This window comes from Kribbella albertanoniae, from assembly GCF_004348455.1.
In the GTDB taxonomy this organism is placed as follows: Bacteria; Actinomycetota; Actinomycetes; order Propionibacteriales; family Kribbellaceae; genus Kribbella; species Kribbella albertanoniae.
This window is the reverse complement of the sequence record NZ_SMKA01000315.1, coordinates 1-10,463: the sequence shown is the minus strand read 5'-3', so window position 1 is coordinate 10,463 and position 10,463 is coordinate 1. Positions and strand designations below refer to the sequence as shown.

Annotated in this window: 9 protein-coding genes and 1 tRNA gene; 9 read left to right on the top strand and 1 reads right to left on the bottom strand. The window is 67.5% G+C overall.

Annotated features, from left to right (window positions below; genetic code table 11):
* The 4 genes from E1261_RS46685 to sfnG form a co-directional block, all read left to right on the top strand.
* On the top strand, positions 1-208 hold a 208-nt coding region (locus E1261_RS46685), incomplete at its 5' end, for a hypothetical protein (protein WP_238176717.1).
* Positions 209-722: 514 nt separating this feature from the next.
* Complete coding sequence (locus tag E1261_RS47210; RefSeq protein WP_420814100.1) at positions 723-824, top strand: putative leader peptide; 102 nt, start codon at positions 723-725, stop codon at positions 822-824.
* A gap of 63 nt (positions 825-887) precedes the next feature.
* The gene (locus E1261_RS39245; RefSeq protein ID WP_132414828.1) at positions 888-2,105 is read left to right on the top strand and encodes an acyl-CoA dehydrogenase family protein; all 1,218 of its coding nucleotides are present in this window, start codon (positions 888-890) and stop codon (positions 2,103-2,105) included.
* Positions 2,105-3,214: a dimethylsulfone monooxygenase SfnG gene (gene sfnG, locus E1261_RS39240; RefSeq protein ID WP_132414827.1), complete on the top strand. Its 1,110-nt coding sequence runs from the start codon at positions 2,105-2,107 to the stop codon at positions 3,212-3,214. Before E1261_RS39245 ends, sfnG begins: the two co-directional genes overlap by 1 nt.
* 79 nt (positions 3,215-3,293) lie before the next feature.
* On the opposite strand, the gene aceE is transcribed toward sfnG, so the two are convergent.
* Positions 3,294-6,023, bottom strand: a complete 2,730-nt coding sequence (gene aceE, locus E1261_RS39235) for a pyruvate dehydrogenase (acetyl-transferring), homodimeric type (RefSeq protein WP_238176718.1) — start codon at positions 6,021-6,023, stop codon at positions 3,294-3,296.
* A 296-nt stretch (positions 6,024-6,319) separates the two neighbouring features.
* On the opposite strand from aceE, the gene E1261_RS39230 reads away from it, so the two are divergent.
* The 5 genes from E1261_RS39230 to E1261_RS39210 all read left to right on the top strand — a co-directional run.
* A complete protein-coding gene (locus E1261_RS39230) occupies positions 6,320-6,760 on the top strand; it encodes a DUF3052 domain-containing protein (protein WP_132414825.1) in 441 nt (146 codons plus the stop codon).
* Between the two features lies 1 nt (position 6,761).
* Positions 6,762-7,223: a peroxiredoxin gene (locus tag E1261_RS39225; RefSeq protein WP_132414824.1), complete on the top strand. Its 462-nt coding sequence runs from the start codon at positions 6,762-6,764 to the stop codon at positions 7,221-7,223.
* Between the two features lie 38 nt (positions 7,224-7,261).
* Positions 7,262-7,335, top strand: a tRNA-Val gene (locus E1261_RS39220).
* A gap of 42 nt (positions 7,336-7,377) precedes the next feature.
* Positions 7,378-8,175 carry a class I SAM-dependent methyltransferase gene (locus E1261_RS39215; RefSeq protein WP_132414823.1) on the top strand — a complete coding sequence of 266 codons (798 nt, stop codon included), beginning with the start codon at positions 7,378-7,380 and terminating at the stop codon, positions 8,173-8,175.
* Between the two features lie 351 nt (positions 8,176-8,526).
* Positions 8,527-10,463: AMP-binding protein (locus E1261_RS39210; protein ID WP_165952803.1), on the top strand; the 1,937-nt coding region annotated here is incomplete at its 3' end.

Genomic DNA, 10,463 nt, shown 5'->3' with positions numbered 1-10,463 from the left:
GTGCGGCGGAGTCGGCAGGGACGGCGGTGCGGCGGTGCGGCGGGGGCGGTTGGCGCGTCGCTCGGATGCGGCCGGTCTCCTGCCGCGGTGGTTGCTCGCTGCTGCGGGCGGCGTTACAGAGGAGGTGCGGCTGGGCGAGTCTTTGGCTGGCCGACCTGGCGAGGTCGGCGGGCAGAGGCGAACGTTGGCTGACGGGCTGACGGGCTGACGGGCTGACGGGCTGACGGCTGACGGGCTGCGGTTGCTGCCGGTGGTGATGGAGCTTGTCTGCTGACCCGTCGCGGTGGTCGAGGCAGATCGGGCTGGTTGCGGGTGCTGTACGCGGTTGTCCGGCGCCGTTGGGGAGTCCTACCTCCCGAAAACGACGGGTAGAACTCCCCAGCCCCGCAATAACCCGCCGAACGGCCGAACCGCGTACATCTACTGGGGACTCCGGACACGCGATCAGATGTCCGAGCTCCCCACTAGGTGACCGCAGTACACCCGGCTCGCCCTGCACGCCGGGCGGGCCGGACCTTGGGCACCCATCAACCACGTTCAGGCCGCGCGCATGGCTGAACCGTGCACAACGTCATACCAGCTCGTGTGGCTCAGGCAATGGAAATCGCGGTCACTATCTGGGGACCTCGGGCATCCGATCACGTGTCCCAGGTCGCCGCGTCGTGACCCAGGTCCCCATCGCCGGGTCCAGGGGGTGAGATGGGTGGGGGAGTGGTTGACGAATGTCTAGTTCGTGGGTCGACAATGGGGTTATGACTCGCGTGTTGATCTTGGTGCAGCGTCGCCACATCGACCTGCTGCGCGTCGCTTCCCAGGCGTGTTGATTCCAGCGGTCGGCCTCATCCCACCTCATCCGGAATCCCCTGGGAAACAAGGAGTTTCAGCTCATGTCAACCTCATCGCTTCGCCCTGCCCTGTCCGAAATCACCCCGTCCACGCCGCAGGAGTGGATCCAGCGTGCTGCCGAGGTGGCTGCGATTCTCGCCGTCGACGCGGCGGAACGTGATCGCGCCGGCGCCACGCCGTACGACGAAGTTCAGCTGCTGAAGGACTCCGGTCTCGTCACGCTCCTCGGCCCGGCCGAGCATGGGGGTGGCGGTCAGACCTGGCCGACGGCGTACCAGGTCATTCGGACCGTGGCGACGGCCGACGGGTCGATCGGGCAGCTGCTTGGGTATCACCTGCTGTGGTTCTGGGCTGCGCGGCTGGTCGGGACCAAGGAACAGATCGCCGCGGTCGAGGAGCAGGCGACCAAGAACAAGTGGTTCTTCGGTGGTGCGGTGAATCCGCGCGACGCCGATGTGGTCGTCACCGACGAAGGCGACACCATCAGCTTCAGCGGGCGCAAGAGCTTCTCGACCGGCAGCAAGGTCTCCGATGTGACTGTGCTCGAGGGCACACTGCTTGACAGCGGCAACCATGTCTTCGTGATCGTGCCGTCCGATATCGACGGCCTGACCTTCCACGACGACTGGGACAACATCGGCCAGCGGCTGACCGAGAGCGGCAGCGTCAGCCTCAACCACGTCCGGGTCGGCTGGGACCAGGCGGCCGGGTTCGTCGGCAAGACCTTCCAGCCGCGCGTCTACAACACGCTGAACGTGCCGACCATCCAGTTGGTCTTCGTGAACTTCTACCTGGGTATTGCGCGCGGCGCGCTCGAGACCGCGATCACCTACACGCGTGAGAAGAGTCGCTCCTGGCTGCACGGCGGTTATGCGACCGCAATCGACGAACCAGCCGTCATCGACGCGTACGGCGATCTGCAGTCGAAGCTGTGGGCCGTCGAAGCGCTGGCCGATGCGGTTGCCCTGGAAGGTCAGGTCATCCACGAGAACGCCTGGGAGGTGACCGAGCAGCAGCGTGGTGAGCACGAAGTCCGCGTGGCTGCGGTCAAGGCGCGAGCCACCGAGGTCGCGCTCGAGGTGACCAGCCGGATCTTCGAGGTCACCGGCGCCCGGTCGACTGCCACGATCGAAGGGCTCGATCGGTTCTGGCGCAATGTGCGGACCCACACCTTGCACGACCCGGTGGCGTACAAGCGGCGCGAAGTCGGCCGGCATCTGCTCGTCGGTGAACTGCCCGAGCCGACCTGGTACAGCTGATGTCGACCGAACGCGTCGCGGACGAGATCAAGTTCGCCTACTGGGTTCCCAATGTCAGCGGTGGACTCGTCACGAGTGACATCGAGCAACGGACGAGCTGGGACTTCGAGTACAACAAGAAGCTGGCGCAGACGGCCGAGCGGGTCGGGTTCGAGTACGCGCTCAGCCAGGTCCGCTACACCGCGAGCTACGGTGCTGAGTTCCAGCACGAATCGACCAGTTTCAGTCTCGCCCTGCTGCTGGCGACCGAGCGGCTGAAGGTCATTGCCGCGGTGCATCCCGGGCTGTGGCAGCCCGGCGTACTGGCGAAGTTCGGTGCGACTGCGGACCACCTTTCAGGTGGGCGGTTCGCGGTGAATGTGGTCAGCGGGTGGTTCAAGGGTGAGTTCACGGCGTTGGGGGAGCCGTGGCTGGAGCACGATGAGCGTTACCGGCGGTCGGCGGAGTTCCTGCAGGTGTTGCGGAAGCTGTGGACCGAGGACAACGTCGAGTTCGCCGGTGACTTCTACCGCATCCGCGACTTCACACTGAAGCCCAAGCCCGGGGTGTTTCCGGAGCTGTTCCAGGGCGGCAACTCGACCGCGGCGCGCGACAACGCGGGGAAGCATTCGGACTGGTACTTCTCCAACGGGAAGGACTTCGACGGCGTCACCGAACAGCTCCTCGACGTACGGCGGGTCGCCCAGGGTGCCGGTCGTGAAGTGAAGTTCGGACTGAACGGGTTCATCATCGCCCGGGACACCGAGCAGGAGGCCCGCGACGTACTGCGGGAGATCGTTGCCAAGGCCAACAAACCGGCCGTGGAGGGATTCCGGGACGCGGTCACCCAGGCCGGGCGGTCGGCGCCGGACGGCAAGGGCATGTGGGCGGACTCGTCGTACGAGGATCTCGTCCAGTACAACGACGGCTTCCGGTCAGAGCTCATCGGTACGCCGGAGCAGATCGCCGAGCGGATCGTCGCGTACCGGCGCCGCGGGGTCGACCTGATCCTCGGTGGCTTCCTGCACTTCCAGGAGGAGATCGAGTACTTCGGCGCCCGGGTCCTCCCGTTGGTCCGTGAACTGGAGGCTGCCGAACGCGGTGCCGAACTGGAGCTCGCCGCGGTCTAGAAAACGACGCGGCGTCTATAAACGACGAAGAGGGTTCAACCCGGGGGCGGGGTGAACCCTCTTCGTTTCAACAACCGAACTAAGCGCCGGCGCCTTCCTGCTTCACACCGGCGACCGCGGTCGGGTCGTCGATCCGGTACTTGCGGGCCGCCTCGGCCGCGACCTCCCGCTTGACGTCACCGCGCTTCGCGAGGATCTGCAGCGCCGCCACGACGACCGACTCGGCGTCGACCTGGAAGTGCCGCCGGGCCGCGGCCCGGGTGTCGGCCAGACCCCAGCCGTCGGTCCCGAGCGAGGTGTAGTCGTTCGGCACCCAGCGCGAGATCTGGTCCTGCACCGCGCGCATGAAGTCGCTGACCGCGACAACCGGACCCTTGGTGTCCTTCAGCTGCTCGGTGATGAACGGAACCTGCTCCGGCTCCTCCGGGTGCAGCAGGTTGTGCTCCTCGGCCGCGATCGCGTCCCGGCGCAGCTCGTTCCACGAGGTCACCGACCAGATGTCGGCGGCCACCGAGTACTCCTCGGCGAGAATCTGCTGGGCCTTGCGGATCCACGGCAGCGCGACACCCGAGCCGAGCAGCTGGATGCGCGGTACGTCGTCACCCGCGGCGGTCTCGTACTCCTCGAAGCGGTACATGCCCTTGAGCAGGGCCGCGACGTCGAGATCCTTCGGCTCGGCCGGCTGGGCCACCGGCTCGTTGTAGACCGTCAGGTAGTAGAAGACGTCCTCGCCGTACGGCTTGTCCTTGTCCAGCCCGTAGCCGTACATCCGGCGCAGGCCGTCCTTGACGATGTGCGCGACCTCGTAGGCGAACGCGGGGTCGTAGTGCACGGCCGCCGGGTTCGACGAGGCGAGCAGCGGCGAGTGACCGTCCGCGTGCTGCAGACCCTCACCCGTCAGCGTCGTGCGGCCCGCGGTGGCGCCGATCACGAAACCACGGCCGAGCTGGTCGCCGAGCGCCCAGAGCTGGTCACCGGTCCGCTGGAACCCGAACATCGAATAGAAGATGTAGAACGGGATCATCGGCTCGCCGTGCGTCGCGTACGCCGTACCGGCCGCGATCATCGAGCCCATCGCGCCGGCTTCGCTGATGCCCTCGTGCAGCAGCTGACCCTTCTCGGACTCCTTGTAGGCAAGGAGAAGCGCGCGGTCGACCGCTTCGTACTGCTGGCCGTGCGGCGAGTAGATCTTCGCCGTCGGGAACATCGAGTCCATACCGAACGTGCGGTACTCGTCGGGGGCGATCGGGACGATCCGGTGCCCGATCTCCGGGTCCTTCATCAGGTCCCGGAAGAGCCGGACGAGCGCCATCGTGGTCGCGACGGGAGTCTTCTCGTTGCCCTTGCTGAGCGGCTTGTAGACGTCGTCACCAGGCAGCTTCAGCGTCTTCGGTTTGACCCGGCGCTCGGGCAGGAAACCGCCGAGCTGGGAACGCCGCTCCATCATGTACTGGTACTCCGGCGAGTCCTTGCCGGGGTGGAAGTACGGCGGGTTGTAGGCGTCCTCGAGGTCCTTGTCCTCGATCGGCAGGTAGAGCCGGTCGCGGAAGGTCTTCAGGTCGTCCGAGGTGAGCTTCTTCATCTGGTGGGTCGCGTTGCGGCCCTCCAGCGCCTCGATCGTCCAGCCCTTGACGGTCTGGGCCAGGATGACGGTCGGCTGCCCGACGTGCTCCTTGGCGCTCTTGAACGCCGCGTAGACCTTGCGGTAGTCGTGCCCGCCGCGGGGCAGCTTGCGGAGGTCCTCGTCGGACAGGTTCTTGACCATCTGCGTGAGCCGCTGGTCGCCACCGAAGAAGTTGTTCCGGATGTACTCGCCGGACTCGACGGAGTAGGTCTGGAACTGACCGTCCGGCGTGGTGTTCATCTTGTTCACCAGCGCGCCGTCGTGGTCCTGGGCGAGCAGCGAGTCCCACTCGCGGCCCCAGACCACCTTGATGACGTTCCAGCCCGCGCCGCGGAAGAACGCCTCCAGCTCCTGGATCACCTTGCCGTTGCCGCGGACGGGACCGTCCAGCTGCTGCAGGTTGCAGTTGATCACGAAGGTGAGGTTGTCGAGCTCCTCGCGGGCGGCCAGGCCGATCGCGCCGAGCGACTCCGGCTCGCCCATCTCGCCGTCACCCAGGAACGTCCAGACGTGCTGGTCGGACGTGTCCTTGATGCCGCGGTGGTGCATGTACCGGTTGAAGCGCGCCTGGTAGATCGAGTCCAGGGCGGCCAGACCCATCGAGACGGTCGGGTACTCCCAGAAGTCCGGCATCAACCGCGGGTGCGGGTACGACGACAGGCCCTGGTGCGGGCCGCGCGACACCTCCTGGCGGAACCCGTCCAACTGGTCGGTGGTCAGCCGGCCCTCGAGGAAGGCCCGGGCGTACATGCCGGGGGAGGCGTGCCCCTGGATGAAGACCTGGTCACCGCCGCCCGGGTGGTCCTTGCCCCGGAAGAAGTGGTTGAAGCCCACCTCGTACAGGCTGGCCGCGGACTGGTAGGTGGCGATGTGACCGCCGACCTCGAGGCCCTTGCGGTTCGCCTTGCTCACCATCACCGCGGCGTTCCAGCGGATGAAGGCCCGGATCCGGCGCTCGATGTGCTCGTCGCCGGGGAACCACGGCTCGCGCTCGGGCGGGATCGAGTTGATGTAGTCGGTGCTCCGCAGCGCGGGCACACCGACCTGCCGCTCCCGGGCCCGCTCGATCAGCTTGAGCATCAGGTAGCGCGCCCGCGCCTTGCCGCGTTCGTCCAGCACGGCGTCGAGCGACTCGACCCATTCACGTGTCTCGTCGGGGTCGATGTCGGGGAGCTGGGTGGGCATCCCCTCGGTGATGATGGCTGGTGGTTCGTGTCCGGAAGCCACGGTGTCCTGCCGTTCTCTCTGGTTGTCTTCACCGCAATCCTGTCACCTGTTCGGAATGCGTTCTACTTTGGTCTCCTCCGAGGCGTGAATACGGTTGCCGGAGCGTGATCTGAGCGGACACGGACAGTGCCCGCCGCGCGGATACCGGACACGTCACGGATACCTCGTGCATACTTGCGCGACGCGGTAGGTCACGATGGACTACTGCCACTGACGCATACCCCCGCTCCGACGGGGATCACCGAGGAGGACACGTGAGCGCGACCGCGGACCACGCGGACGGTAAGGAGCAGCCGAACATGGCGGCCCGGCTCGGCCTGGAGGCCGGCTGGATCGTGCAGGAGATCGGCTACGACGACGACTGCGACGACGACCTGCGGGATGCGATCCGGGCGGTCACCGGTGAAGAGTTCGTGGACGAGGACACCGACGAGGTGGTCGATGTCGTCCTGCTCTGGTTCCGCGAGGAGGACGGCGACCTGGTCGACGCCTTCTTCGAGATCCTCACCGACCTGAAGGCGGGCGGAGTCGTCTGGCTGATGACGCCCAAGGTCGGCCGGGACGGGTACGTCGAGGGCAGTGAGATCGCCGAGGCAGCTCCGACCGCCGGGCTGGCCACCACGAGCACACTGAGCGTCACCGAGGACTGGTCGGCGACCAAACTGGTGGTTCCGAAGTCGGGTCGCCGAGGCTGAGGTGACCGCTGCTGTCGGCACCAGGGCCCCCGACTTCAGCAGCCGCGACCAGCACGGCGCCGAGATCCGGCTCGACCAGTACGCCGGACGTCCCGTCGTACTGGTCTTCTATCCGTACGCCTTCAGCGGGGTCTGCACGAGTGAGCTGACGGCGCTACGGGACCGCCCGGACCTGCTGGAAACCGCCGAGTTCCTGGCGATCTCCTGCGACCCGATGTTCACGTTGCGCGCCTACGCCGACGCCAGCACCATCGGTTTCCCGCTGCTCACCGACTTCTGGCCGCACGGCGCCATCGCGTCGTCGTACGGCGTCTTCGACGGTGATCGCGGCTGCGCCCGCCGAGCCACCTTCGTGCTCGACGCCGCGGGGGTGATCCAGTGGTCGGTCCTCAACGCGATGCCGGAAGCACGAAACCCGGACGACTACGCGAAGGCACTGGCCGATCTGGCACTTCGAAAGTGATACCGTTTGCCACCGCAAGGCCTGTTGGCTCAGTGCAAGGGCTGTTAGCTCAGTTGGTTAGAGCACCTCGTTTACACCGAGGGGGTCGGGGGTTCGAGTCCCTCACAGCCCACCGTTTTTTGGCGTCGGCGTCGCGACGAAGAGGTGAGCCGCAATGAGCGAGCGATCGTCGTCGGTGCAGCGGGCTGAGGCGCTCGAGCGGGTGGCTCGGGGGTGGGACGCCGCCGCCGAGGGGTACGACGGGTATTTCGTACCGCGGTTCGCACCCTGGGTCGCGTTGGCGGTCGACGGCGTCGGGGAGGTCCCGGGCGGGCCGATTCTGGTGCCGTGTTGTGGCACGTTCCCGGAGCTGAAACTGCTGCTGGAGCGCTTCCCGGGTCGTGAGATCGCCGGGATCGATCTGTCGGCCGGGATGGTTCGGATCGCTCGCGAGCGGGCTGCGCGGTCGCCGATGGTCGAGGTGATCCAAGGAGACGCATCGACCCTGGACCCGCGCTGGACGGCCGGCTGTGCTGGGGTGGTTTCCGTCTTCGGGCTCCAGCAACTCCCTGAACCGGAGGACGCGGTTCAGTCATGGTTCGGCGCTCTGCGCCCTGGGGGCCGGCTGTCCGTCGTCTACTGGCCGGCTGTCACCGAGGAGGACGGCCCGTTCGCGCTGCTCAGCAGGTTGCTGCCCGGACGCTCAGTGCCCGATTGGGAGGCAGGACTCGTCCCCAGGTTGTCGGCGTTGGGTGCAACCATCGAACGCGACGAGCAGGCCGCTTTCCCGATGAGCCACGCGGATGCCGCCGGCTTTTTCGACGCCTTCGCGCAGTCCGGACCTCTCCGAGCGGCGGCTATCGCCAGAGGTGATGAGTTCATCGCGGATCTCCGGATGCGCTTCCTCCAGCAGGCCCCCGGTGGCGAATGGACCCATCACCCACGCGCTCGCCTGATCGTCGCCCGCCGCTGAGGTCGTTTCTGTTTGGTCACAGGGCCGTACCTGAACCGGTCACCACTCGTTGTGTTCGGTGTCGGCGGGGTCGTGGAATTCTTAACTCTTTGCTGCTGGAACTGGCTGCTGCTGGGGCCGGGACGGCTGGTAGGGTTCACGGCTGTCGGTCGGCACGATGACGCACCGGGTCCACCCGGTCACCGCATCGGTCCGGCTGTCCGAAATACGGGGCTTCTTGTCGGTGAGAGCGAGACGGGTGTGCCCTGAGCCCGGCTCCGTCCAGTGGGGGAGGCGCTTGTCCGTGGGTCACCGACCGACTCGCGTCATCCTTGCTTTTCGCTCTGACGCGTCGCTGGTGGTGGGGCACGCGTGGTGAGAAGCAGTGCGGACAGGCCGGCGATCAGTACCGGCCCGGCCCTGATGATCCCCGCCGGGTATCCGCGCGATCTGCCGAGTGCCCTGCTCCGCGCGGCCCGCGACTTCAGCACGGCCGGTGTGGTCGAGATCGGCCCGGACGGCCGTGAGACCAAGCTCGACTTCCCGACGCTGCTCGAGCTCGCCGCCCGGATCCTCGCCGGCCTGCGGGCGAACGGCGTACGGGCTGGTGATCCCGCGGTGGTGCACTGCACCGAGCCGGTCGGGTTCTTCGCGGCGTTCTGGGCCTGCACGCTGGGCGGCATCCGCCCGCTCCTGATGGCGCCGTCCCCGGAGGGCGACCGCACCGAGGCTGGCCGCGAGCGCCTGCGGACCGTGACCGACCTGCTCGGCTGGACCGTGCTGATCGGACGCCCGTCGGACCTGCCCGACGACCTCGGTCTGCCGGTGCTCGATCCGGACGCACTCGCTGGGCACGAGCCGACGAACGAATTCCACCGGCCGGCTGCGGACGATGTCGCCGTACTGATGTTGTCGTCGGGCACCACCGGTACGCCGAAGATCGTGCAGCTCACGCATCGCGGGCTGGTCGAGTTCGCCGCGGGGACGCCGGCGATGCTGCCCGTCCGCCCGGGGCAGACGACGCTGAACTGGCTGCCGCTGGACCAGAGCGGCGCGTTCCTGCTCTATCACCTGCTGCCCGTCTTCACCGGCTGCACGAACATCCACGTCAACACCAACTGGGTGCTCGCCGACCCGCTGCGCTGGCTCGACCTGATGGACCAGCACCGGGTCAACCACTCCTGGTCGCCGAACTTCGGCTACCGCCTCACCACGCAGGCCATCGCCGGCGAGCCCGATCGGCACTGGGACCTGTCCGCACTCCGCAGTCTGGTCAGCGGCGGCGAGCAGATCACCGTCCCGGTGATGACCGAGTTCCTCCGGCTGACGAACCGCTTCGGCGTCGTACCGGAGACCTTCGTCGCGGCCTGGGGGATGACCGAGACCGTCACCGGCATCACCTTCGCCCGCCCCGGCCTGACCCCGAACGTGCACCGCGTCCGCGTCCCACCCACCGGCATCGTCGAGTGGGTCGACCAGCGCCCGTCCTCCGGCAAGGTCGCAGTCGCGCGCCCCGGCAAGACCCGCGCCGAGGCCCCCGGCGTACTCAGCTTGGTTTCGGTCGGCGCACCAGCTCCCGGTACGACGATCCGGATCGTGGCACCGAACGGCGCCGTCCTGCCCGAGGGCCGGATCGGCCAGCTGCAGGTCGCGTCCGCCCGCGTCACCCCCGGCTACCTCGGCAACCTGGAAGCCGACCGCGAGGCGTTCCCGGTCGGCAACTGGCCGATCCGCAAGTGGCTGTCGACCGGCGACCAAGGCTTCATCACCGGCGGCCAGGTCGTCGTCACCGGCCGGGACAGCGAGCGCATCATCATGCGCGGCACCCTCTACTACGCCCACGACATCGAAGCCGTCGCCGCGACTGTCGTCGGTGCCGAACAAGGCCTGGTCGCCGCCTGTGCTGTTCCCGACCCCGAGTCCGGCACCGACCGTCTCGTCGTCTTCTACGCGTTGACGCCGGACTCCATCCCCGGCATGGACCAGGGCATCCGCAGCCTCATCCAGACCCGCCTCAACCTGGCCGCCGAGGTCGTCGGCGTCCCACGCCGCGACTTCCCGACCACGCCCGGCGGAAAGATCCTCCGCCCTCTCCTGAAACAACGCTGGCTCGACGGCACCCTCGAAACCCCACCCCACCCGTACGTCGAACCAGCCGGCGCCAGCTCGTACTCCGGCCCGACCGGCGAAGGCCCCGAATCAGCCACCGCTGACACCCAGATCACCGCCGAGGACGATCTCTCGGAACGCACCACCGAACTCCCCACCGTCCGCCTCGCCTGGCACCGAACCCTGCAGCAATCCATCCC

Bases quoted from the DNA above. Each gene is read 5' to 3' on its own strand.
- E1261_RS47210 (WP_420814100.1), top strand. From the start codon at position 723: ATGTCTAGTTCGTGGGTCGACAATGGGGTTATGACTCGCGTGTTGATC.
- E1261_RS39245 (WP_132414828.1), top strand. From the start codon at position 888: ATGTCAACCTCATCGCTTCGCCCTGCCCTGTCCGAAATCACCCCGTCC.
- sfnG (WP_132414827.1), top strand. From the start codon at position 2,105: ATGTCGACCGAACGCGTCGCGGACGAGATCAAGTTCGCCTACTGGGTT.
- aceE (WP_238176718.1), bottom strand. From the start codon at position 6,023: ATGCCCACCCAGCTCCCCGACATCGACCCCGACGAGACACGTGAATGG.
- E1261_RS39215 (WP_132414823.1), top strand. From the start codon at position 7,378: ATGAGCGAGCGATCGTCGTCGGTGCAGCGGGCTGAGGCGCTCGAGCGG.